Below are 22,610 nucleotides of genomic sequence, written 5' to 3'. Positions count from 1 at the left end.
ACAGGTTCGGGGGCTTGTCACGCCCCGCGAAGCTCTGCTTGCGCCAAGGGGGGCGACTGTTAGGTTGCGCGCCAAACGGGACCTGCGAATGGGATGCGGAATGCAGTTTGAAGGCACCAAGGACTATGTAGCAACCGACGACCTTTCGGTGGCCGTCAACGCGGCAATCACGTTGGAACGTCCGCTTCTGGTCAAGGGGGAGCCGGGAACGGGAAAAACCGAACTGGCCCGTCAGGTCGCCGCCGCGCTTGGCGTTCCAATTCTGGAATGGGCGGTGAAATCGACCACGCGCGCGCAACAGGGCCTGTATGAATACGATGCCGTGTCCCGCCTGCGCGACAGCCAGTTGGGGGATGAGCGGGTCCACGACATTTCCAACTACATCCGCAAGGGCAAGCTTTGGCAGGCCTTTGATGCGGACGAACGCGTCGTCCTGTTGATCGACGAGGTGGACAAGGCGGATATCGAGTTTCCGAACGATCTGTTGCAGGAACTCGACCGGATGGAGTTCCACGTTTACGAAACGGGCGAGACGATCCGCGCCAGGCATCGCCCCATCGTCATCATCACCTCGAACAACGAAAAGGAGCTGCCGGACGCCTTTCTGCGCCGTTGCTTTTTTCATTACATCCGTTTCCCGGACATCGAAACGCTGCGCCGCATCGTCGAAGTGCATCATCCGGGCATCAAGCAGTCGCTTCTCACGACGGCGCTGACGCAGTTCTTCGCGGTGCGCGATCAACAAGGATTGAAGAAGAAACCGTCAACGTCGGAAATGCTGGACTGGCTGAAGCTGTTGCTTGCCGAGGATCTGACAGCCGATGATCTGAAGGCCGATGCCAACTCCGCCCTGCCGCGCCTGCACGGCGCACTTCTGAAGAACGAACAGGACGTGCATCTGTTCGAACGGCTGGCTTTCATGGCGCGCGGCGGCCGATAGGGATATGAACGGCGGCGCGCTGCCGGTCGTGTTGCCATCGGGGCGGGCGAGTGAAAGATCAGCCATCTACGCAATGCTGGCGGGTTGAAGCAACGTGACACTGGATGCGAGCAAACTGGCGGTCGGTACGATCATCCTTGGGATCGTCGTGCTTGCCCTGAAATGGATCGCCTTCAGAATGACGGGCAGCGTCGCCCTTTATTCAGACGCACTCGAAAGTGTCGTCAACATCGTGGCAGCAGTCATGGCCCTGGTCGCGATCAGGATCAGCGCCAGGCCGCCCGATGCCAATCACCCCTACGGGCACAGCAAGGCGGAATACCTTTCGGCGGTGATGGAAGGGGCGATGATCGTCCTGGCGGCGATCCTTATCATGCAGGAAGCTGTCACGGCCCTGCGTTCGCCCCGCGCGCTTGACGCGCCCGCGGCCGGACTGGCCGTCAATGGACTTGCAACGCTGCTCAATGTCGTCTGGGCACTTGTTCTGATCCGTTGGGGGGCCCGCATCCGGTCGCCAGCGCTTGCAGCGGACGGGCGACATCTGATGACCGATGTCATCACATCGGTGGGCGTTATCTTTGGCCTCATTCTGGCCCAGTTGAGCGGTTGGAACTGGATCGACCCGGTGATCGCCCTTGTGGTGGCAGTCAACGTGCTCTGGTCCGGCTGGGTTCTGATGCGGTCGTCGATCGGTGGGTTGATGGACGAGGCACCTGATTCCGATATCTGCAGCAGGGTCGAGACCATCATCGCCGCGAACGGGGAAGGGGCGCTTCAGGCCCACGATCTCCGGATGAGACAGACGGGACAGACCACCTTCGTCGAATTCCATCTGATCGTTCCGGGCAAGATGACGGTATCGGAATCCCATGCGATCTGCGATCGGATCGAGGCTGCCCTGACAGTCGCACTGGAAGGCGCGGCGATTTCGATACATGTCGAACCGGATCACAAGAAAAAAAGCGGGAACGTTGTCGATCTAACGCCCTGAGGTTGGGAGTTTCCAACCGGATTGCAGCGCGCGAAAATCCGCGAAACCGTGTTCCGGGGCGCGAGCCGACATCAGGGATCATACGCCACCCCGATCCTCCCGTTTCGGCGAGCCTTCGCCCAACGTCGCCTTGTCCATGCCCCAATCCGGCCACATTGACCGCATAGCCTTGACACAAAGCACAAAGATGCGAGCAGTTACGACATGGAAATGGAAACAATCGGGATTCTCCCGGTCATGGCAGACGACCGCACGTTGGTGACCATGGCCCATGCCAGCGGCCCCATCGCGCCGCACGTCCTTTTGTCCAGTCAGGCTTGTAGGCATACCCGCATCCATCCGCATTCGCGGTGCGCGCCTGTCCGAAGAACGGTGTGCTCATGCTGAAATCGCTCGCCGGCCTCGCCGTCATGGCGCTGGCATCTTGCGCAACACCGGGTCTTGCTCCGCAGGCCACGCGCGCCACGATCGCCAATATCACCGATGCACTGCCGGCCCCGCGCCGGTTCAGCGGTGCGCCCGCGATGCGCCTGCCTGTGCAACCCAATGCGCAACTGGCCCGCGACTTCATGGCGCTGACATTTCAGCTGGAAACCGGGCGTCAGTTGAACACCTTCACCCGTTACGAAGGCCCGATCACCGTTGCCGTCGAAAACGCGACCGGCACATCCCTGCCGCCGACGCTGCAGCCCGATCTGGACGACCTGCTGGTGCGCTTGCGCGGCGAGGCAAAGATCGACATCCGCCGTGCCGAAGCGGGCGAAATGGGGTCGATCACGATTTCCGCCCTGCCCCGCAAGACGCTGCAACGTTTCGTTCCCGGTGCCGCCTGTTTCGTGGTGCCGCGCGTTGCGGGATGGAGCGACTATCTGGCAAAACGCTTCAGTCCCGAGATCGACTGGACGACGCTAACCACACGTACCCGCGCCAGTATTTTCCTGCCGTATGACGTCAGTCCTCAGGAAATCCGCGATTGCCTCCACGAAGAGCTGGCGCAGGCTGTGGGCCCCCTCAACGATTTGTATCGCCTGCCATATTCGACCTTCAACGACGACAACGTGAATGTAGTGCTGACGTCCTATGATATGATGTTATTGCGAGCGACATATGACTCCAGTCTGCAATCCGGCATGTCGCAGGCACAGGTCGCGGCACGGCTCCCGGCAATTCTGGCTCGGGTGAATCCCAGTGGGCGTGTGGCTGACCGCGGGGCCACGCCCGAAGCGACGGAGCGCTGGAGCAAGGCCATTCAGGGCGCCTTGTCGCCGGATGTGTCCAGCACGGCGCGTCTGACCCATGCCAAGAACGCCGTGGCGCTGGCGCAGGCCGCCGGATGGCAAGATGAACGGCTGGCGTTTTCGCATCTGGCCTTGGGGCGGGCGGCCTTGCCCATGGACGGCGACATCGCCATTGCGGCGTTCCTCGAGTCCGCCGCCATGTACAAACAACTGACTGGCAACAGCATCCATTCCGCGCAGGTCGCGGTACAACTGGCAGCCTTTGCCCTGTCGTCCGGGCAGGCGGACTCCGCGCTGAGCATTCTGGACGAAGCGATTCCCGCGGCCGACGACGCACAGAACGCCTCGCTTCTGGCAACACTGCTGCTGCTGCGGTCAGAAGCCACGGCATTGCAGGGTGCATCATCCGAAGCCGCGCGCATCCGCCGCGAAGGGCTGGCCTGGGGCAGATATGCCTGGGGCGACGAAGTTCTGGCGATCAGGGCAGTCGAGGTTGCGGGCCTGCGCCCCGGCGCGTAAAGCACACTTATGCTACCACTCATCACAGCCGCCATCGGCGCTCTTCTTGGCGGGTTTACCGCTTATCGTCGCAACGGAAACGGGTTCGACATCGCCCAATGGGCTGCTGTCTGGGCTCTGATGGGGGCCATCGTCGGTGTGCTGGGCATCATCGTTTTGACGCGGCTTTAGACGGCCATATCGTGTTCCTGAGGTTCTTCGGCACGTTGCGCACCCTGGGCGTTCCGGTGTCGATGCACGAACACCTGGCCTTCCTGGAAGGGCTGGCAGCAGGTCTCGCCACCTACGATGTCGAAACTTTCTATTATCTGGCCCGCACCGTTCTGGTGAAAGACGAGCGCCATATCGACCGCTTCGACCGCGCCTTTGCCGCAACCTTCGAAGGGCTGGAAAACATCTCGACGCAGGAGGTGTTGAATGCCGTCGACCTGCCCCAGGACTGGCTGGAAAAGCAGGCCGAAAAGTTGCTGACCCCCGAAGAACGCGCCGAGATCGAGGCCCTTGGAGGGTTCGACAAGCTGATGGAAACACTGAAAGAGCGGCTGAAAGAACAGCAAGGCCGTCATCAGGGTGGGTCGAAATGGATCGGCACCGCCGGGACTTCGCCATTCGGAGCCTATGGCTATAATCCCGAAGGTGTACGGATCGGGCAGGACGAGAGCCGTCATCAGCGTGCCGTCAAGGTCTGGGACAAGCGCGAATTCCGCAATATGGACGATCAGGTCGAACTGGGCACGCGCAACATAAAGGTCGCGCTCAAACGCCTGCGGGCCTGGGCCCGTGACGGGGCTGCGGACGAGCTGGATCTGGACGATACGATCCGCTCTACCGCGAAGGCGGGCTATCTGGACGTCAAGACCCGGCCCGAGCGGCGCAACGCGGTCAAGGTGCTTCTGTTCCTCGACGTCGGCGGCAGCATGGACCCGCATATCAAGGTCGTCGAAGAATTGTTCAGTGCCGCCCGCGCCGAGTTCCGGACGCTGGAGCATTTCTACTTCCACAATTGCCTTTACGAGGGGGTCTGGAAAGATAACCGCCGCCGCTGGGACGCCGTAACACCGACCCGCGACATCCTGAACAAGTATGGTTCCGATTATCGCGCCATCTTCGTCGGTGATGCCTCCATGTCCCCCTATGAAATCGCCTATGCGGGCGGTGCGAACGAACATTGGAACGAGGAGCCGGGACAGGTCTGGCTGACCCGCGCGCGCGATCAATGGGTATCGAACCTGTGGATCAACCCCCTGCCCCGCAGCCATTGGGACCATACCCATTCCGTCCGTATGATCCGCGAACTTTTCGACGATCGGATGGTGCCGATGACGCTGCAAGGTCTGAGCCGGGGCATGAAACTGCTGACCCGCTAGGCACCGATCATCGGATCACGTCGTTCAACAAGGCATCATCCAGATGGTCACCGTGCAATACGCTGACATCTCCCGTCGTTTCCAGAACCACGGCGCGCACCTCGTCAAATGACAGCACGTTCGCCTCGCGCAATTTGGCCCGCAAGTCGGACATGGTGACGCGTGTCGCGGTCAGGTTCGCCATGATGACCTTGCCATCTCGCATAAGGACGACGGGACTGTTGTCGGCAACATATTCGACTGCGTCCGATCGCGATCGCGCCAGGCCGATCAGCCATTGCACCGTAAAAAGCGCAGCCATCCCTGCGATGCCTTGCCAGAGCGTCACGCCGGGATTCACCACCGTCGCCGCCAGCACCGAACCGAAGGCCACCGTGACGGCGAAGTCGTAAGACGACATCTTGGAAAACGCCCGCAACCCGGCAAGACGCACGAAAAACACCATAACAGGCACGAGAATGGCGGCATCCACCGCATAGGTCATCCAGTCCGGCATCGGTCGCCTCCTGCCCGGTCAACACCGGTGTGCGAACACGGTTCCAATTCACGGGTTGTGGCCCCATATCTTTGAAGATGCTGAAACTGCCCGCCCTCCTGATTGCAATCGGCTACGGTCTTGTCCTGTGGCTGTTTTCGGCGTGGCGACTGAAAAAGCAGATGGACGAGACGTCGACCCCGCTCAATCATCCGATTCTGGAGCGGGAATTCGTGCGGATGGCCGAAGTTCTCGACCTCGACCGCATTGTTGTGAACGTGCACGAAGTCGAGCCGGTGAATGGACTTGCCGCCCCCGACGGGCGCATCTTCCTGACGCGCGGCTTTGTCCGAAAATTCGACGCGGGCGAAGTTACGGCGGCCGAGATGGCCTCGGTCGTCGCGCATGAGATGGGGCACGTCGCACTGGGCCATGCCCGGCGACGGCTGATCGACTTCTCGGGACAGAACGCGATTCGCGTGGTGCTGGCGGGCGTATTGGGCCGTTTCCTTCCTGGTATCGGACCATGGGTTGCGAACACTCTGGCCAGTATGGTCGCCGCGCGCCTGTCGCGACAGGACGAATACGAGGCCGACGCCTACGCCAGCGCCCTGCTGGTCAAGGCGGGCATCGGGACCGGGCCGCAAAAGACGCTTCTCGAAAAGCTGGGTAAACTGACCGGCATGGGCGGACACGGTGCTCCGGCCTGGTTGATGAGCCACCCCAAAACCCCCGAGCGCCTCGCCGCCATCGAAGCGAACGAGGCCCGGTGGGGCATCGCGTCCGGCCCCGGAATGCTGCCGCCGGTCTGACGGCTCCGTCCGGACCGTACCGGATGCATGAATCCCTCGACTTTACCCGGACCCGTCCATGGGGCAGACCGGCGTGCATGACACCGGATATTCTCTGCATCGGCTCGGTCCTGTGGGACGTCATCGGACGGTCCAATGCGCATATGCACAAAGGGTCCGACGTACCGGGCCGTATCGTGCGCCTGCCCGGTGGCGTGGCCCTGAATATCGCGATGGCCGCCAAGGCCTATGGCATGACGCCTGCCTTGCTGTCGGTCGTAGGCCGCGATGTGGAAGGGGATGAGCTGGTCGCGGCTCTGGAACGGCTGGGTCTGGTGACGGAGATGCTCTATCGCTCCGAGGACCTGCCCACGGATGTCTACATGGCGGTCGAGGGTGGCAACGGGCTGATCGCCGCCATCGCCGATGCCCATTCGCTTGAGGCGGCGGGAGACAAGGTGCTGCGCCCGCTGGAGGGACTGAATTTCACCGGCCCGATCGCCGTTGACGGCAACCTGACGCAGGATCTGCTGGGTCAAATCGCCGCCGACGCAAGGTTCGCGCACGCCGACCTGCGGATTGCGCCCGCTTCGCCCGGCAAGGCCGAACGCCTGCTGCCTTTCCTGACGCATGGCTCGGCTACACTCTACGTGAACCTCGAAGAAGCTGGTTTGTTGTTGCACGCGCCGCAGCCCGATGCGCCCACCGCCGCTGAAACCCTCAGAAAACGCGGGTTGCACCGCGCTTTGGTTACCGACGGTTCACGGACGACGGCCTGCGCGCATCCCGGCGGCGTGATTGCACGCATGCCCCGGTCAGTCATGGTCACGCGGGTCACCGGCGCGGGCGACACTTTCATGGCGGCCCATATCGCCGCCGAGGCGCAGGGCGCCGATCCTGCCGCCGCATTGGACCGCGCGTTGGAGGCGGCGGCGACATACGTGTCCGGCGATACCTATTAGCGGGTCCATACCGTCCTGTCCGCCCCCGGCACGAACCGTCTGCTGATTCTTGTGGCTGTCTGACCCCGCGACCGTCGGCACGGCAAACGCCCGGAGGCGGACATCTGGCTTCGCCCCGCCCCCCTTTTCAACTCTGATGGACCAACCGGGACGGGCATAGTGGCCCCGACGGTTGGCGCGTTGTGCTACAGATTGCTCGTCTGGACGGTCTGACGGGCGGACCTCCGCTTGTCCCCGCCCGGCGCGCGGCCTATGTCGAGCTAAACCCAACGGGATCTGCACTCTATGCCCATCGGCGACGACCTGCCCCTGCGCCCGACGCGCCCCGGCCTGATTACCCGTCTCAGGAATTATTTCCTGACCGGACTGATCGTGATCGCGCCCATCGGTCTGACGTTCTGGCTGATCTGGTCGATCATCGGCTGGATCGACAGCTGGGTCCTGCCGTTCGTCCCGGCCCGCTATCGCCCCGATATCTGGCTGTTGCAGCGCTTCGACATCGACCTCGACATCCGGGGCATCGGGGTCGCGTTCTTCTTCCTCTTCACTTTGATCATAGGCTGGGGCGCCAAGGGCCTGATCGGTCGGTCAGTGCTGCGATGGGCAGAAAACCTGGTGCAGACGATGCCGGTCGTCCGTTCGGTCTATGGCGGACTCAAGCAAATCGCCGAGACCATTCTGGCGCAGGATCAATCCAGTTTCGAAAATGCCTGTCTGATCGAATACCCACGTCAGGGAATTTGGGCACTCGGGTTCATCTCGACCTCAGCCAAGGGCGAAATCGCGGCGCGGGCTGGCGTGCCGATGATGTCGATCTTCCTGCCGACGACGCCGAACCCGACGTCCGGCTTCCTGCTGTTCGTTCCGGCCGAAGACGTGGTGATTCTGGATATGTCGGTGGAGGATGCGGCCAAGCTCGTGATTTCCGCGGGCCTCGTATACCCTGGCAGCAAGACGCCAAGTGAAACGATTCCAGACCTCGCGCCGCCCGAAACCTGAATTCAATCGGACAGCAGGATGGCTTCCTCGACGTAGCATCCGTTTGGGACTTGGCCCGGTTCATCCGATGAAATGACCGGATGGCGCTTGGATCCGGTGTGTTTGCGGTCGGGGCTGACGTCTCAGCAGGGCATGACGCCGCAGGTCCCGGCATTGGCGCAGATCAACCCAGCGTACGCCACAGACGATACGGGGCGCGCTGACCTGTTCAGGTTTCTGAGTTTCCGGCGTTGCAGGCACCTGAACCGCAGCGCGGCAGAGCAAACGGTCATGTCTCGGATATGTTGCGATACTCGCCATCGTGAATGTGATCGAGACGGTCCTGCAAATCCTGCGGCAGCTTCGTCGGGTCGACAACGACCTTGCCGTCATGCGCCGAGGTGATGTGATCCGGCCCCAGTTCCACATCGCCATACCCTTCGAAATAGACTGTCAGCGTCTTCGGCGTAACCTCCCGAACGGCGCCGATGCCAACGGCACCTTCGGCGACGAAAACCTCATCCTCGATCCTGATCGTCGATAGGGGCATGGCAGTTCCTCCTGTCTTTCGGGCACGCTGCCCGTTTGTCGAGCACATCATCGCCACGCGGATGCCCGGCGTCCAGCCCCTCCGTCTGTCGCCTTGCTGGGCAGGACCGATGTTTCATCGCCTGTGCGGCTGTCTGCTAAACCGTCCGGACAGTCGGTACGGTATACTAAGGACAAGTCATCGCGACGGGCAGAACGCCGCGGTCCTGCCCGTCGCACGTCTGGGTCAGGTCAGCGCCGCAACCTGGGTGGCGAAATCCTCGCCGCGCCGTTCGAAGCTGTCGTATTGGTCGAAACTCGCCGCCGCAGGGGCCAGCAGAACCGTATCGCCCGGTTGCGCATCGGTATAGGCACGGGCGACGGCGGTGGCCATATCGGTGCAGATCTCGGTCTCGACGCCCGGTCCCAGTGCAAGTGCGAAAGCCTCGGCCTCGCGCCCTATGACATAAGCGCGAGCGACGTTGCCCAGATGCGGGTGCAGACCCTCCAACCCGCCATCCTTCTGCAACCCGCCACAGATCCAGCGGATGGATTTGAAAGCCTGCAATGCCTGCGCCGCGGCATCCACATTGGTGGCCTTGCTGTCGTTGACATAGGTCACGCCATCGCGGGTCGCGATCAGTTGCGAGCGGTGCGGCAGGCCGGGATAGGTTCGCAACCCGGCTTCGATATCGCGCGGGCCCAAGCCCAGGGCCCGCGCCGCACCCCATGCGGCGCAGGCGTTCTGATGATTGTGCCGCCCCGGCAGGCCCGGAATGTCCCGCAGATCTACGCTGGCGACCTGACGGCCCTTGCGATGTTCGGACAGCCAGCCCTTCTTGACGGTGACCAGCCAGCCCGGCCCGGTCAGCTTGCCGGTCGAGACGCGGATCACCCGGTCATCGACCGGCGCTTCCTGCAACTGGTTTGCTAGAAAGCGGCCCTCGTCCTCGTCCACGCCGATCACGGCTCGATCCGGCCCGCCTTCGGCGAACAGGCGGCGCTTGGCGGCAAAGTATCCGCCCAATCCGGCATGACGGTCCAGATGATCGGGCGACAGGTTGGTGAAGACGCAGATATCCGGCGTCAGGCTGCGCGCCAGTTCGGTCTGATAACTGCTGAGTTCCAGAATCACGATGTCATCTTCGCCCGGCATATCGAGGTCCAGGACACCGCGCCCGATGTTCCCCGCCAGATATGCGGTCTTTCCGGTGCTGGTCAGGATGTGATGCAACAGGGCGGAGGTCGTCGATTTACCATTCGATCCGGTTACGCAGACGGTGCGCGGTGCCGCGTGGTCCAGCGATCGAAAGAACAACCCGATGTCGTTGTCGACCGCCACACCCGCGTCCCAGGCGGCCCGGATTACCGGATGCGGCGCAGGATAAAGGTGCGGTATGCCGGGCGATGTAACCAGCGTCACGACCCCGTCAAATGCGCCGGGCCTGGTCAGATCGCGCACCTCGAACCCCTCGGCCTGCGCGGTGTCGCGCCCTGATGTGCCGTCGTCCCACGTCAGCACCGTCGCCCCCCCTGCGCGCAAGGCCCGGGCGGCGGTCAGACCGGACCGGCCGAGACCCAGCACGGCAACCGTTGCCCCCTCGAAGCCGCGCACCGGGATCATGCGTCCGCCCCCATGTCGCGGCCCATCTGGCGCAGCGCCTCCCACGGCTGATCGGGATTCAGCGGCGGGGCATCGACCGCGTCGCGTGTGCCCTGCCAGACCGGCACGGCCATGATCGCCAGGGCGATGGCGAAGGCCAATGCTCCATACCGCGCCGCCCGCACGCTGAGCGAGACGGGTGGCCCCGCGCGGCGCGTGCGCCATTCAAGATAACGCCTAAACATCCGGAACCTCGGCGGCGGAGCGCATATGCAGAACCGAAAGCGCACGATCAGCATCGTTTGCGGGCACGAAAGCATGATCGTGGTGATGTCCCGCGACCATGTTGCAAGCGATATTTTCGCAGGCCAGCGCGGTAGCAACGGCAGCAGTCAGCCCGACGCCGTAAAGGGCCGATGCGACATTCAGCGTCAGACATGCCATTGGCTGTGAAACGTCCAGACCGGCCCTCTGCGCGACGTCCAACGGAAGTATGAGCGACAGCCCTTCTGGCTCCCGGATCGTGGCCACGGCCTGCCGCACAAGCGCGTCATCGTCTGACGTGGCGAACGCAAAGAGACCCTCCAGTCGTTCCGGGGCCATCTTCGCGATCATGTCTTCGGTTCTTCGGATCACCATCAGCGTATCTTCAAAGTTGCCAGCCCGATCAGCGCCAGAATCAGCGCGATGATCCAGAAGCGAATGACAACCTGCGGTTCTGCCCAGCCCTTTTTCTCGAAGTGATGGTGGATCGGAGCCATCAGGAACACACGTTTGCCCGTCGACTTGAAATAGACGACCTGGATGATGACCGAAAGCGCCTCGACCACGAACAGCCCGCCGATGATGGCCCAGACCAATTCATGCTTGGTCACAACGGCGATCGTGCCCAATCCGCCCCCCAGAGCCAGCGATCCCGTGTCGCCCATGAACACCGCGGCGGGCGGGGCGTTATACCACAGGAAACCAAGACCCCCGCCAATCAGCCCGGCGCAGAAGATCAGAAGTTCCCCCGTGCCGGGGACGTAGTGGACGTCAAGATATTCGGTAAAATCGATGCGTCCGACGGCATAGGAGATCACGCCCAAAGTTCCCGCTGCAATCATCACCGGCATGATCGCAAGACCATCCAGACCGTCGGTAAGATTGACCGCATTCGCGGACCCCACAATGACGATCATGATGAACGGAATATAGAAATATCCCATGTTCAAAAGCACGTTCTTGAAGAAGGGAACCGCCAACTGACCCTGCAACGTGTCCGGATGCGCCCACATGGCTACGACGCCCGCAACGGTCGCGATCACGAATCCCAGCAGCAATCGCACGCGACCGGACACACCCTTGGCGTTGCCTGCACTGACCTTGGCGTAATCGTCGACGAAGCCGATGGCCCCGAAGCTGATCGTGACGCCCAGCACCAGCCAGACATAGATATTATCGAGCCGCCCGAACAACAGCGTCGACACCATAACTGCCCCCAGGATCAGCACACCGCCCATGGTGGGAGTCCCGGCCTTGGCGAAATGCGTCTCTGGTCCGTCGGGGCGGATCGGCTGGCCCTTGCCCTGCTGACGACGCAACAGGTTGATAAGGGGAGGTCCGAACACGAAACCGAAAATCAGCGCGGTGAAGAACGCACCGCCAGCCCGCACGGTAATATAGTTGAAAAGGTTGAATAGGTCGCCGCCGTCCGAAAGCTTTGTCAGCCAATACAGCATCTTGATTTTATCCTTTTGGCTTCGCGTCATCCAACGCGCGCAAACCTTCGACCAGCGTGGCCATCTTCATAGAAAGCGATCCTTTGACCAGGACCGCATCGCCCGGCCGCACCATGTCGCGCAGGTGCACGGCCAACCGGAGTGTGTCGTCCTCGTGATGTCCACGCTGATCGGGACGCACGGCATCGTGCAGCCGCCGCATCAGCGGCCCGACGGTGTGGACCATATCGATCGTGTCCATCGCCGGATGCTCTGCCAGCCCGGCATGCAGGTCGGGTCCTGTCTGACCCAGTTCCTTCATATCGCCCAGAATAGCGATCCGACGGGCACGGCGCGGCACATGCGTCGCCGCCAGCAGATCCAGTGCCGCGCCGACCGAAGCCGGATTGGCGTTGTAGGCATCGTCGATCAGGTCGACCGGCGCTTGATCGGGGTGCAGCAGGACGGCGTGGCGCTGGCCCCGTCCCTCGGGCGGGGTCCAGTCCATCAGGCGAAGTGCCGCGCGCGCCACATCGGCTCCGACAGCATGAACGGCAGCCAAAGACGCCAACGCATTCATCGCGAAATGCGCGCCGGGGGCACCGATACGGAACATGATCGGGCCCAGCGGCGTCGAGGCGGCGCAACTGGTGTTGTCGGACCCGGCATTGACGTCGAGCAGACGCCAATCGGCCGTCTCGACCCGACCGAACGACACCGTACCCTGACGCGCAAGAATCGTGGAAACCTCCAAATCCGCGTTCCAGATCGCAGTGCCCCCTGCGACAAGGCCATCGAAGATCGACGCCTTCTCGCGGGCGATACCCGGCACGCCGTCGGCAAAAGCCTCCATGTGCACGGCTGATACGTTGATGACCATGGCCACGTCGGGCGCGACCATGGCGGTCAAGGGCGCGATTTCTCCGGGGTGATTCATACCGATCTCGACGACGGCGAAATCGGCCTCGACCGGGATCGCGGCCAATGTCAGCGGCACGCCCCAATGGTTGTTGTAGGACTTGATCGCTGCATGGGTGAGTCCCTGCGACGACAGACAGTGCCGCAGCATTTCCTTGGTCGAGGTCTTGCCGACGCTTCCTGTCACCGCAATCACCTTGGCACCCGTACGGGCGCGACCGGCCCGGCCCAGAGCCTCCAGCGCGGTCTGCACGTTGCCCACCACCAGCAAAGGCGCATCTTCGCAGCCGTCGGGAATACGATCCACCAGCGCGGCGGTGGCGCCGGCGTCCAGCGCGGCGCGCACGAAATCATGGCCATCGCGCGCCGCCTTCAGCGCCACGAACATCTGGCCAGGCCGTATCGTGCGGCTGTCGATGCCGAAGCCATCAACGTCCCAGTCACCCTGCGTCGTGCCGCCGGTCGCCGCTGCGGCATCTGTCGCGGACCAGAGCGTCATGCCTCCCGTCCTTCGAGTGCGGCGACCGACAGCGACGCCTGTTCCACATCGTCGAAGGGCAGAACCATATCGCCGACGGTCTGACCGCTTTCGTGGCCCTTACCCATGATCAGCAGTGCATCACCCGGTTCCAACATACTCGTCCCGCGCAGGATCGCCTCGGCCCGGTCGCCGATTTCGATGGCACCCGGTGCACCCTGCATTACGGCGATACGGATTGTGGCCGGGTCTTCCGACCTTGGGTTGTCGTCTGTGACGATCACCACGTCGGCATGTTCGGCTGCGGCGGCTCCCATCAGGGGTCGCTTGCCGGTGTCACGATCGCCGCCCGCGCCGACGATGGCAACGATCCGACCCATGACGTGCGGGCGCAGCGCTTGCAACGCGGTCGCAACGGCATCGGGCGTGTGGGCATAATCGACGAAGACCGCCGCACCGCCATGGCGGGACGCGGCCAGTTGCATACGCCCGCGCACACCGGTCAAACTCGGCAAGGCGGCAAAAGTCGCCTCGGGGTCTTCGCCGCCGCCGATCACCAGCCCTGCTGCCAAAAGGGCGTTGGCAGCCTGGAACCCGCCGATCAGATCCAGCCGGACCGAATGCGCGCGCCCCTGCCAGCGGAACAGGACCTGCTGCCCGGTGGCATCGAACCGCTGGCCTGTCAGCAGGATCCGCGCGGCGGCGTTGCGACCGACACCGATGATCTCCTGCCCGCGACTTTCGCAGGCTGCGGCGATGTCCGGCCCATGCGGATCATCCAGATTCACGACCGCGACCCCGTCACCGGGAAGAAGACGGTCGAACAGCCCTGCCTTGGCGGCCAGATAGGCCTCCATAGTGCCGTGATAATCAAGGTGGTCCTGAGTCAGATTGGTGAAGCCGGCAGCTGCCAGGCGCACCGCTTCCAGACGGCGCTGGTCCAAACCGTGGGACGAAGCCTCCATCGCCGCATGGGTGATACCTGCATCGGCCATGTCTGCCAGCAGACGGTGCAGCGTGATCGGTTCCGGCGTCGTATGGACGGAGGAGGCATGGAATGCGCCTTCGACGCCCGTCGTGCCGATATTCGCCGCGGAGAACCCCATCGTCTCCCATAACTGACGGGTGAAACTGGCAACGCTGGTCTTGCCGTTGGTGCCGGTGACCGCGACCATCACGTCAGGCTGCGACCCGGCCATCAGGGCGGCGGCGAAGGCCAATGCGGCACGCGGGTCTTCGACCACGATGGCGGGTGTCCCTTCGGGCAGGATAGCAGCCCCGGCGGGGTCTGTCAGAATCGCGACGGCCCCGCGGTTCAGCGCATCGGCGGCAAATCGCGCGCCATGGGTCACGGCGCCGGGCAGGGCCGCGAACAGATCACCGGGGCGCGTCTTGCGGTTATCGACCGACAATCCGCCGATCCGAAGGTCGGCCGCCCCCGTCAATCCCAGTTCAGAAAGCGTCTTCTGCATCTTCTTCCCCCGACACGGGAATGCCCTAACGTGCACTGCCCGCGCCGTCCATGGACCACGGTTTATCGCTGCGCGGCGGTCTGGGTCAGATATTCACCGAAAGTATCCACGCCCGGATCGAAATCGGGCCGCAGCCCCAGTAATGGCGCGACCCGCCGAACCAGTTCCGACGCGATCGGCACTGCCGTCCAGCCGGCGGTTCTCCGCAACTGTCCCGCGGCCTCGATGCTGGGCTCGTCCAGCGTGACGACGATCACATACTTCGGATCCTGCGCGGGAAAGACACCCGCAAAAGTCGAGATCGTCTTGTCATCGTAGTATCCACCGGCCGGGCTGGGCTTGTCCGCAGTGCCGGTCTTGCCGCCGATCTGATAACCTTCGACCTCGGCCAGCGAGGCGGTGCCGCGCGTCACCACCTGCCGCAACATGTTGCGTGCCTCGGCGGAAACGCGAGAGCTGACGATGCGCGGCCCTGGCTCGACAGGCCCCTCGCGGGCCAGAAGCGTCGGCTGCACGCGCGTTCCACCATTTAGGACCGAGGCATAGGCCGTCGCCAGATGCAGCGGCGAGACCGATATCCCGTGACCATAGCTGATGGTCATGGTGGAGATGTCCGGCCAGCGGGCAGGCACGAGGGGATGTGCCCCCGGCGCCTCGGCCAGCTCGACCGGGGTGGATTCGAAAAGGCCCAGCGATTTCAAAAAGCTCTGCTGCCGCTCCGCACCGATTTCCAATGCTATCCTTGCCGTGCCGATGTTCGACGATTTCACAATCACGTCCGTCACCGAAAGCCGGTCGCCATAGTCGTCGAAGTCACGGATACTGAAGCGACCCTGCCGCAACGGGCCGCTCGTGTCGATTATCGTACCCGAATTTGTCAGGCCCAATTCGAGCGATTGTGCAATGGTCAGTATCTTGAACACGGATCCGAGCTCATAGACGCCCTGCACTGCGCGGTTGAACAGCGGACTATCCCCCGGAGTGCCCTCGGTCGGGGGAGCCGGGCGACTGTTGGGATCGAAGTCCGGAAGTGACGCCATCGAGACGATCTCTCCGGTATTCACGTCCATCAGAACGCCCGCTGCACCCTTGGCCGACATCAGCCGCATGCCCGACGCCAACACGCGCTCCATCGCTGTCTGCACCGATACATCGATCGACAGGCGCAGCGGAGCACCCTCGCGCGCAGGGTCGCTGAGATAGTCGTCGAACTCCGCCTCGACACCGGCGACGCCCTTGATTTCCGCCGCCCGCACGTCCTGTTGGCCATATCGCGCGCCACCCAGAATATGACCGGCCAGCTGGCCGTTGGGATAGACGCGCATTTCACGTTGACCGAACAGCAGTCCCGGTTCGCCCAGATCGTGCACCGCCTGCTGCTGCTCGGGTGAGATATTGCCTTTGAGCCAGTAGAACTTGGACCCGGACGTAAAACGCTTCTGCCACACCTCGACTTCCATGTCGGGGAAAATCTGGGCCAGTCCTTCTGCGGCTGTCAGCGGGTTGATCATCAGGCGCGGCTGCGCATAGAGCGCGGTTGCCGTGACGTTCGTGGCCAAAACGCGGCCTTCGCGATCAGTGATATCGGCGCGGGCCGAAACGATGTCGGCCCCGGCCAGCCCGCCGGTCGCTGGCTCGCGGGCGTCGGTGGCGGCAATCGTGCCCATCTTCAGACCGATGACCGCAAAGCCGAGCACGAAACAGACGGTGGTGAATTTCAACCGCCGTTCGGCGCGCGAGCGGACCTTTTCGGGGTTTTCGCGCGGTACTACGACCGTCGTCTGGGGACGCGGCACGGTCGGGTTCACAGGCACGAAAGGATCGGTGGCGAGGACTCGGGCGCGGCGGCGGCGGATCATGGAAGCTGCTCCCCGTCATCGGCCAGAGTTGGCGGCGATATCACCCGCGGCTTGGCATCGGCACCGAAACGATATGTCATGACGATGACATCGCCTATCTTCTGCTCCAGCGCTTCCCCTTCGGCCCAGACCTGCGGCGATGCGGGCGGCGTTGGCAGTGCGAGCGGCGCGGGCGGTGGATAGCCGACCTGATCGGCGAGCGCAAAATGATCGGGAGCCAGCGGGATCAGGCCCAGTGTCTCGAAATTCATCTCAGCCAGCTCTTGCAGACGGTCGGGGCGATTCAGATAGGCCCATTCTGCACGCAACATCGACAACTCCTGATGGCGCGCGCCAATCGTACGCTCCAGCCGGGCGACATCGCGCTCTGTGGCGCGGGTCTCATAACCCTCGCCATAGGCCCAAAAAGCCAGGATCACGACAACCGAAACGGAGAGCGCATAAAGCAGAATTCGCATCAGATCGCTCCCAGACGAACTGGTTCAGGCAGGCCAAGCGCCCGCCGATCGACCCGGCCTGCGGGCGCATCGGTGCGTCTTGCCAGGCGCAACCGGGCTGATCGCGCGCGCGGATTTCCGGCGATTTCCCCGTCTGTCGGCCCGATGGCCTTATGCGTAATTTCGAATGCCGCGCGGCGGGCGGCGCGTTCGGGCGCATACCGGCTGCCACCACCACCCGCATCGGCGCGGTCGGCAAGGAAGCGCTTGACCGCCCGGTCTTCAACCGAATGGAACGAGACGACGGCCAGCCATCCGCCGGGTTTAAGCGTTCTTTCAGCAGCTTGCAGGCCTTCCGCCAGTTCGCCGAACTCATCGTTCACGGCGATGCGGATGGCCTGAAAACTGCGGGTCGCGGGATGACTCTGACCCGGCTTCTGACGCGGCAGGTTGGCAGCTACGGTTTCTGCCAGATCCAGCGTTGTGGCGAACGGCATTTCGGCCCGACGACGCACGATTGACCTGGCGATGCGACGCGCGGCACGCTCCTCGCCGTAGCGGTGCAGGATGTCGGCCAGCCTACCCTCGTCCATCTCATTGACCAGATCAGCGGCGGTCGGACCGTCATCGCCCATCCGCATGTCCAGTGGCCCGTCACGCATGAAACTGAAGCCACGATCAGCAAGGTCCAGTTGCATTGAGCTGACGCCCAGATCCAGAACGACGCCGTCCACAGCCTCACCCACCTCATCCATCTTCGAGAATACGCTCTTCACAAGTGTTACCCGCCCATCTGCCCAGTCGCGCGCCATCTGGTGGGCCAGCGGATCGCGGTCCAGACCGATCACCCGGTCCGCGCCCGCCTCCAACAGCCCCCGGGTGTATCCCCCGGCGCCCATGGTGCCATCCAACCACAGCCCCTGAACCGGGGCCACGTTTTCCAGAATCGCGGCCAGAAGAACCGGAACATGTGGCGCGGCGGACTCACTCATGCGGGATGGGCCTGCAACAGCTCCATCAGTCGACGGAACGCCGCTTCTTTGGCAGCAACGACGTGATCGGCACCCCTTCTGGCAGATCGGCCAGAACCTGACCCAAACGGCTGGTCGCGGCTTCGGGGGCAGCGGGCGAATGAATGCGGAAAGTCTTGCCCTTGCCGGCAAAGACGGCCTGATCTGTGATGCCGATGCGACTGCGCAATGCGGCGTTCAGGATCAGCCGACCGCTGTCGTCGATGCTGATGGTTTCGGCCTGCGAATAAAAATAGTCCTCCAACGCCTCGCGGTGCGGGTCGCCCTCGTCCATGTCCTCGATCATCTCGCCCATCTCGGCGACGCCCTGCGCGGTGTAGGCAGTGTAATATGGAAACCGACCATCGCCGAAACACAGGATCATGTGCGGGTTCGTCCCTGCCTCGCGGTCGGGATCGCAGGCATCGAGCACACGGCGGAAGTCGGCGGGAATGGAAACCCTGCCCTTCACATCCACCTTGTGGGTGCTGGTGCCCCGGAAACGCTGCTCCAACCGATCCGTCCTGTCGTGGCGGCCTTACGACCCGCCGTTGCAATGCCCCTGAAAATGAAATCGGGCGAACCAGGTCTCTGCCAAAACCCGGTCCGCCCTGTTCTCCCGGCATGTGAACCCTGCTCGGAGTCCGTGTCGGGCGTCCATGGCGCGCTGCCACCTGGGGGGATGTATTGAGTACTGCGCGCGTCCGGATCTTCTGTCGTTCAGAGATATGTGGGGGGTGCCTGTCTAACCTGCCTCAAGTTTTTGCTTTTGTAGGGGTTGGAGGTCTGCGCCTCGATCCTCCCCGTTTCTCTGTAGGGAGTTGATGCCACGCCTGAGGCGGTCGGGGAACCCTTTTTATGCCACTTCATCCCACATTTTTTATCCACAGGATGTGGGTAAACTTGTGGATAGGCAGGGGTGGCACAACATGTTGTGCGTAAAGCAACAATTATTGGCAGGTATGGTTAAAAACTTGAGTGGAGATAAATCCCGCGATCCCGCGTCAGAGTTGCGGAATCCGCACATGAAAGCCAAATTTGAGCCGAAACACACGCGCGCGCCGCTTCTTACGGCCCTAAAGAAGCATTCCTCTCATCCAGAAAGATGCTCTCAGTAAGGCAACTCTGACGCATTAGGCCCGATTTGCGAATCACGGATAGGTGCGGATTCGATTTCGGCAAAACCCTGCCGACCCTGAGACCACGAAGGTCGGACCATGAAGTGGCACAAGATTCCAGCGGACAGTCCGATCAGGCGTGGCCGTTCGCGATCAGGCGGCCCGCGATTCCGGCAAAGGCGTCAGCCATCACGCCATCGCCCAGCGCGACCGGCGTTCCGGCATCCCCGGCCAGCCGTGTGTCCAGATCGATCGGCAATGCGCCCAGAAACGGCAATCCAAGACGCGCCGCTTCCGTCGCAACACCGCCATGACCGAAGATATGCGCCTCGTGCCCGCATTCGGGACAATGGAAGAGCGACATGTTCTCAATCAGGCCCAACACAGGTGTCTTCAGCGATGCGAACATATCCAGCGCCTTGCGCGCATCCAGAAGCGCGACATCCTGCGGCGTCGACACGACAATAGCCCCCTCGACCACTGCCTTGGTGCAGAGTGTCAGTTGCACGTCGCCCGTTCCCGGCGGCAGATCGACGATCAGAATATCCAGCTCTCCGTCGTAGTGGTCCCACTGCACCTGCCCCATCATCTGTTGCAGTGCGCCCATCAGCATCGGGCCGCGCCAGATGACGGCCTTGTCCTCGGCCAGCATCAGGCCGATCGACATCAGCGTAACCCCGTGAGCCTGCAACGGAATGATCGACTTGCCGTCCGGCGAGGCGGGACGCTGCGTGGCTCCCATCATGCGCGGTTGGCTGGGTCCGTGAATATCGCCGTCAAGCAGGCCGACCTTGCGCCCCTGCCGGGCCAGCGCAACGGCCAGGTTGGAACTGACGGTGGATTTGCCGACTCCACCCTTGCCCGAGGCAATGGCCAGCACGCGTTTTACCCCCGGCACGCGCATTGGCCCCTCCTGCGGCTTGGGATGGCCGCCGATCTTCAGCGACGGCGGGGCCTTTTCAGCGGTCGGTGCGGTCAGCACGGCCTGTACCCGGCCCGCACCCGGCAGTGCCGCGACGACGCGTTCGGCGGCGGCGCGCAGCGGCTCGGACACTTTGGCGATCTCGGCGGACGGCACCTCGATCACGAACCTTACGGCGTCGCCGTCGACAATCAGCGCACGGATCATGTCGCCCGAGACGATATTGCCACCGTCCGGCGTCTCGATGGTGGACAGGGCACGGGTTACATCGTCGCGGGAAAGGGACATCGCTGAGACCTCCAAAGGGGCGGTTACGGCCTAGGTGGCCCGCCCCGCGCCTGATGGCAAGGCCAGCGCCAGCGCCACAACGCCGCCAAGGCCTCCGGTCCAGATCAGGATGGACTGCAAGCCGAACCCGGCAGCCAGCCAGCCCAGCGCACCCGAGCCGACGGCCACCGCTCCGATGCCCACCACCACCCAGAGCGACATGACGCGACCGCGCAGGTTGTCGGGCAGATCCTCCTGCACCGCGGCCTGAAGGCTGACGCCGCAGAAGGTCGAGGCAAAGCCCGCCACAGCCGTCCAGCCCAGCGCCGCCCACCAGCTTTGCGACAGGCCAAGCGCCGCCAGCGACAGAACACCGACCACCAGCAATGCGCGGGTAATCGGGGAAATGCCGCCCTGCCCTACACCCGCCGTCTTGGCCAGCGCCGCGATTACCGCGCCGACACCCGCGGCAGCGGTCAGCAGCCCCAGACCCTCGGCCCCGCGCGCGTGTACACCTTCGGCCATGACCGGCAACAACTCCAGATATCCCCGCACCAATACGGCGATCGCCGCCGTCAGGATCAAAGCTTGCCGCGCGACGCGGTTTCCCGCCAGATACCGCAATCCCTCCCCGATGCCGCGCAAGACCGAAATGTGCGGCATCAGCGGCAACGGCCGCGGGTCCATCCACCGGACGGCCACCAGCATCGGCAGGTATAGCGCCGCCGACATCCAGAGTGTCGCCACCGGCCCGACCGATGCGATGGCAAGGCCTGTCAGCACCGGCCCGATCATCCGGCCCAGATTAAAGTTCAGCGCCGAAAGCGCCACCACGGCAGGCACGTCCGCCATAGGCACAAGACGCGGACCCAGCGACATACGGACGGGGTGATGTGCCGCCGTAACCAGCCCGATGGCCAACGCCAGGATGGCAAGCCCGATCTTTCCCAACCCCGGCCCGCCCGCAATCAACGCGGCCAGAACCAGCAGGGCACACATGCCACCCGAGGTCGCCATCAGCGCCCGGCGAATATCGGAGCGATCCACCACAACGCCGAAGACAGGCCCCGCAATGATCATTGGGGCCAGCCCGAGCGCCGCGATGAAGCCGACAAACGCGGGGGAACCCGAAACCTGCCACGCCAGCCAGCCCAGCGTGACGCGCTGTGCCCAAAGGGCCTGGACCAAGGGCACTGCTGCGAAGAAATACGCACGGAAGCCCGGATGGCTTAGCGCACTCATCCCAGGCATAGGTATAAAGGTTTCGCGATACCGGCAGATATCTGCGGTAATGACGCTCTTTCGCTATGCAAATGCTGCATAGCGGCATTGAATGTTCTGAGTATTGTGCATGCGCAGCAACCGCCCCATCTTCCCATCAACGAAACAACAAGCCGACCGGCAATGGGGCCGGGACGCACCAGAGGCAGAAGCCTCTTATAAGAGGAAGATATCATGGCTTATACCACATATGGCAATACCGGTGCCATCGCCAGCACGCTGCGTGACCGTCTGATCACCCGCATCGAAACTGCACGTGCAGATTATAGCAAATGGCGCACCTATCGCAACACCGTGTCCGAGCTTGCCGCCCTGTCGAACCGTGACCTGGCAGATCTGGGCCTGAGCCGCTCGATGATCCGCGGCGTCGCTCTGGAAGCGGCCTACGGCAAGTAAAGAATACCCGGATCGCCCTCTCCTCCCTTGGGCGATACGGGATACGCGGCGGCGATCTCTTCCTCCCTTGATCCGACCGTCGCACCTATTCCCGGTCTTCCTCCTCCCTTAGGCCGGGGACCCGCCCGAACCTCTCCTCCTCCCTTGGGGAACGGGCGACGTGAAGGACCGGTGGCGCTCATTTCCTCCCGATTGGAGCGTCGCCGGAGCCTTCGCAGAAATTACGGAACCGTTCCCGCCCAGCGCGTGTTCGGTGACAGACATTCGATCCAGGCGCGTTTCCTCCCGATGGCGCTGCGATCGAACCGGCGACGCCCCGTCCTCCCACGAGGCGGTTGCCAAAACAGAAACCGCGATGCC

General features: G+C 63.1%; 23 protein-coding genes. 9 read left to right on the top strand and 14 right to left on the bottom strand.

The window, feature by feature from the left end; all coding sequences use genetic code 11:
• Positions 1-100 precede the first annotated feature (100 nt).
• The 5 genes from BMY38_RS09230 (at position 101) to BMY38_RS09215 (ending at position 5,055) form a co-directional block, all read left to right on the top strand.
• Positions 101-940, top strand: a complete 840-nt coding sequence (locus BMY38_RS09230) for an AAA family ATPase (RefSeq protein WP_092762663.1) — start codon at positions 101-103, stop codon at positions 938-940.
• Positions 941-1,034: 94 nt separating this feature from the next.
• A complete protein-coding gene (locus tag BMY38_RS09225) occupies positions 1,035-1,931 on the top strand; it encodes a cation diffusion facilitator family transporter (protein ID WP_217638800.1) in 897 nt (298 codons plus the stop codon).
• Positions 1,932-2,311: 380 nt separating this feature from the next.
• The gene (locus BMY38_RS09220) at positions 2,312-3,688 is read left to right on the top strand and encodes a DUF2927 domain-containing protein (RefSeq protein WP_092762126.1); all 1,377 of its coding nucleotides are present in this window, start codon (positions 2,312-2,314) and stop codon (positions 3,686-3,688) included.
• Positions 3,689-3,697: 9 nt separating this feature from the next.
• Positions 3,698-3,859, top strand: coding sequence for an apolipoprotein acyltransferase (locus tag BMY38_RS18110; protein ID WP_175495831.1), 162 nt, complete (start codon positions 3,698-3,700; stop codon positions 3,857-3,859).
• An 11-nt stretch (positions 3,860-3,870) separates the two neighbouring features.
• Positions 3,871-5,055, top strand: a complete 1,185-nt coding sequence (locus BMY38_RS09215) for a vWA domain-containing protein (RefSeq protein ID WP_175495830.1) — start codon at positions 3,871-3,873, stop codon at positions 5,053-5,055.
• A gap of 7 nt (positions 5,056-5,062) precedes the next feature.
• On the opposite strand, the gene BMY38_RS09210 is transcribed toward BMY38_RS09215, so the two are convergent.
• Positions 5,063-5,551, bottom strand: coding sequence for a DUF421 domain-containing protein (locus BMY38_RS09210; RefSeq protein WP_092762122.1), 489 nt, complete (start codon positions 5,549-5,551; stop codon positions 5,063-5,065).
• 77 nt (positions 5,552-5,628) lie between these two features.
• Between BMY38_RS09210 and BMY38_RS09205 the strand changes: the two genes are divergently transcribed.
• The 3 genes from BMY38_RS09205 (at position 5,629) to BMY38_RS09195 (ending at position 8,282) form a co-directional block, all read left to right on the top strand.
• On the top strand, positions 5,629-6,342 hold the full coding sequence (locus BMY38_RS09205) for a M48 family metallopeptidase (RefSeq protein ID WP_092762120.1): 714 nt from the start codon (positions 5,629-5,631) through the stop codon (positions 6,340-6,342).
• A 77-nt stretch (positions 6,343-6,419) separates the two neighbouring features.
• Positions 6,420-7,283, top strand: coding sequence for a PfkB family carbohydrate kinase (locus tag BMY38_RS09200; protein ID WP_092762118.1), 864 nt, complete (start codon positions 6,420-6,422; stop codon positions 7,281-7,283).
• A gap of 285 nt (positions 7,284-7,568) precedes the next feature.
• A complete protein-coding gene (locus BMY38_RS09195) occupies positions 7,569-8,282 on the top strand; it encodes a DUF502 domain-containing protein (protein ID WP_092762116.1) in 714 nt (237 codons plus the stop codon).
• A 268-nt stretch (positions 8,283-8,550) separates the two neighbouring features.
• Here the strand turns inward: BMY38_RS09195 and BMY38_RS09190 are convergent, their stop codons facing one another.
• From BMY38_RS09190 to BMY38_RS09130, 13 genes are all read right to left on the bottom strand, one after another.
• On the bottom strand, positions 8,551-8,811 hold the full coding sequence (locus tag BMY38_RS09190; RefSeq protein WP_092762114.1) for a hypothetical protein: 261 nt from the start codon (positions 8,809-8,811) through the stop codon (positions 8,551-8,553).
• 225 nt (positions 8,812-9,036) lie between these two features.
• Entirely contained in the window at positions 9,037-10,413 is a 1,377-nt protein-coding gene (gene murD, locus BMY38_RS09185; protein WP_092762113.1) for a UDP-N-acetylmuramoyl-L-alanine--D-glutamate ligase, read from the bottom strand.
• Complete coding sequence (locus BMY38_RS09180) at positions 10,410-10,637, bottom strand: hypothetical protein (protein ID WP_092762111.1); 228 nt, start codon at positions 10,635-10,637, stop codon at positions 10,410-10,412. Before BMY38_RS09180 ends, murD begins: the two co-directional genes overlap by 4 nt.
• A complete protein-coding gene (locus BMY38_RS09175) occupies positions 10,630-11,031 on the bottom strand; it encodes an ACT domain-containing protein (RefSeq protein ID WP_092762109.1) in 402 nt (133 codons plus the stop codon). The genes BMY38_RS09180 and BMY38_RS09175 overlap by 8 nt, the downstream gene beginning before the upstream one ends.
• Positions 11,031-12,113, bottom strand: coding sequence for a phospho-N-acetylmuramoyl-pentapeptide-transferase (gene mraY, locus BMY38_RS09170; protein ID WP_092762107.1), 1,083 nt, complete (start codon positions 12,111-12,113; stop codon positions 11,031-11,033). Before mraY ends, BMY38_RS09175 begins: the two co-directional genes overlap by 1 nt.
• Before the next feature lie 7 nt (positions 12,114-12,120).
• A complete protein-coding gene (locus BMY38_RS09165) occupies positions 12,121-13,509 on the bottom strand; it encodes a UDP-N-acetylmuramoyl-tripeptide--D-alanyl-D-alanine ligase (protein ID WP_092762105.1) in 1,389 nt (462 codons plus the stop codon).
• A complete protein-coding gene (locus tag BMY38_RS09160; protein ID WP_092762103.1) occupies positions 13,506-14,960 on the bottom strand; it encodes a UDP-N-acetylmuramoyl-L-alanyl-D-glutamate--2,6-diaminopimelate ligase in 1,455 nt (484 codons plus the stop codon). Before BMY38_RS09160 ends, BMY38_RS09165 begins: the two co-directional genes overlap by 4 nt.
• A 62-nt stretch (positions 14,961-15,022) precedes the next feature.
• The gene (locus tag BMY38_RS09155) at positions 15,023-16,819 is read right to left on the bottom strand and encodes a peptidoglycan D,D-transpeptidase FtsI family protein (RefSeq protein WP_092762102.1); all 1,797 of its coding nucleotides are present in this window, start codon (positions 16,817-16,819) and stop codon (positions 15,023-15,025) included.
• Positions 16,816-17,277, bottom strand: a complete 462-nt coding sequence (gene ftsL / locus BMY38_RS18105; RefSeq protein WP_175495829.1) for a cell division protein FtsL — start codon at positions 17,275-17,277, stop codon at positions 16,816-16,818. Before ftsL ends, BMY38_RS09155 begins: the two co-directional genes overlap by 4 nt.
• Entirely contained in the window at positions 17,277-18,248 is a 972-nt protein-coding gene (rsmH, locus tag BMY38_RS09145) for a 16S rRNA (cytosine(1402)-N(4))-methyltransferase RsmH (RefSeq protein ID WP_092762100.1), read from the bottom strand. Before rsmH ends, ftsL begins: the two co-directional genes overlap by 1 nt.
• 25 nt (positions 18,249-18,273) lie before the next feature.
• Positions 18,274-18,780 carry a division/cell wall cluster transcriptional repressor MraZ gene (locus BMY38_RS09140; RefSeq protein ID WP_092762098.1) on the bottom strand — a complete coding sequence of 169 codons (507 nt, stop codon included), beginning with the start codon at positions 18,778-18,780 and terminating at the stop codon, positions 18,274-18,276.
• Between the two features lie 737 nt (positions 18,781-19,517).
• On the bottom strand, positions 19,518-20,594 hold the full coding sequence (locus BMY38_RS09135; protein WP_092762096.1) for an Mrp/NBP35 family ATP-binding protein: 1,077 nt from the start codon (positions 20,592-20,594) through the stop codon (positions 19,518-19,520).
• A 30-nt stretch (positions 20,595-20,624) separates the two neighbouring features.
• Positions 20,625-21,815 (bottom strand): MFS transporter, encoded by a 1,191-nt coding sequence (locus BMY38_RS09130; protein ID WP_175495828.1) that lies wholly within the window; start codon positions 21,813-21,815, stop codon positions 20,625-20,627.
• A 213-nt stretch (positions 21,816-22,028) separates the two neighbouring features.
• Here BMY38_RS09130 and BMY38_RS09125 point away from each other — a divergent pair, with 213 nt between their 5' ends.
• Complete coding sequence (locus BMY38_RS09125) at positions 22,029-22,250, top strand: DUF1127 domain-containing protein (RefSeq protein WP_092762093.1); 222 nt, start codon at positions 22,029-22,031, stop codon at positions 22,248-22,250.
• The last annotated feature ends 360 nt before the right edge of the window (positions 22,251-22,610 follow it).

It is taken from the genome of Jannaschia helgolandensis, from assembly GCF_900109285.1.
Taxonomy (GTDB): Bacteria; Pseudomonadota; Alphaproteobacteria; order Rhodobacterales; family Rhodobacteraceae; genus Jannaschia; species Jannaschia helgolandensis.
Note: the sequence above shows the minus strand (reverse complement) of the source record. Positions and strands in the feature narration are given on the sequence as shown.

Bases quoted from the DNA above. Each gene is read 5' to 3' on its own strand.
- BMY38_RS09125 (WP_092762093.1), top strand. From the start codon at position 22,029: ATGGCTTATACCACATATGGCAATACCGGTGCCATCGCCAGCACGCTG.
- BMY38_RS09195 (WP_092762116.1), top strand. From the start codon at position 7,569: ATGCCCATCGGCGACGACCTGCCCCTGCGCCCGACGCGCCCCGGCCTG.
- BMY38_RS09155 (WP_092762102.1), bottom strand. From the start codon at position 16,819: ATGATCCGCCGCCGCCGCGCCCGAGTCCTCGCCACCGATCCTTTCGTG.
- BMY38_RS09175 (WP_092762109.1), bottom strand. From the start codon at position 11,031: ATGGTGATCCGAAGAACCGAAGACATGATCGCGAAGATGGCCCCGGAA.
- BMY38_RS09165 (WP_092762105.1), bottom strand. From the start codon at position 13,509: ATGACGCTCTGGTCCGCGACAGATGCCGCAGCGGCGACCGGCGGCACG.
- BMY38_RS09220 (WP_092762126.1), top strand. From the start codon at position 2,312: ATGCTGAAATCGCTCGCCGGCCTCGCCGTCATGGCGCTGGCATCTTGC.
- BMY38_RS09205 (WP_092762120.1), top strand. From the start codon at position 5,629: ATGCTGAAACTGCCCGCCCTCCTGATTGCAATCGGCTACGGTCTTGTC.
- BMY38_RS09130 (WP_175495828.1), bottom strand. From the start codon at position 21,815: ATGAGTGCGCTAAGCCATCCGGGCTTCCGTGCGTATTTCTTCGCAGCA.
- BMY38_RS09230 (WP_092762663.1), top strand. From the start codon at position 101: ATGCAGTTTGAAGGCACCAAGGACTATGTAGCAACCGACGACCTTTCG.
- BMY38_RS09190 (WP_092762114.1), bottom strand. From the start codon at position 8,811: ATGCCCCTATCGACGATCAGGATCGAGGATGAGGTTTTCGTCGCCGAA.
- BMY38_RS09160 (WP_092762103.1), bottom strand. From the start codon at position 14,960: ATGCAGAAGACGCTTTCTGAACTGGGATTGACGGGGGCGGCCGACCTT.
- rsmH (WP_092762100.1), bottom strand. From the start codon at position 18,248: ATGAGTGAGTCCGCCGCGCCACATGTTCCGGTTCTTCTGGCCGCGATT.
- BMY38_RS09200 (WP_092762118.1), top strand. From the start codon at position 6,420: ATGACACCGGATATTCTCTGCATCGGCTCGGTCCTGTGGGACGTCATC.
- BMY38_RS18110 (WP_175495831.1), top strand. From the start codon at position 3,698: ATGCTACCACTCATCACAGCCGCCATCGGCGCTCTTCTTGGCGGGTTT.
- ftsL (WP_175495829.1), bottom strand. From the start codon at position 17,277: ATGCGAATTCTGCTTTATGCGCTCTCCGTTTCGGTTGTCGTGATCCTG.
- BMY38_RS09210 (WP_092762122.1), bottom strand. From the start codon at position 5,551: ATGCCGGACTGGATGACCTATGCGGTGGATGCCGCCATTCTCGTGCCT.
- BMY38_RS09180 (WP_092762111.1), bottom strand. From the start codon at position 10,637: ATGTTTAGGCGTTATCTTGAATGGCGCACGCGCCGCGCGGGGCCACCC.
- murD (WP_092762113.1), bottom strand. From the start codon at position 10,413: ATGATCCCGGTGCGCGGCTTCGAGGGGGCAACGGTTGCCGTGCTGGGT.
- mraY (WP_092762107.1), bottom strand. From the start codon at position 12,113: ATGCTGTATTGGCTGACAAAGCTTTCGGACGGCGGCGACCTATTCAAC.
- BMY38_RS09135 (WP_092762096.1), bottom strand. From the start codon at position 20,594: ATGTCCCTTTCCCGCGACGATGTAACCCGTGCCCTGTCCACCATCGAG.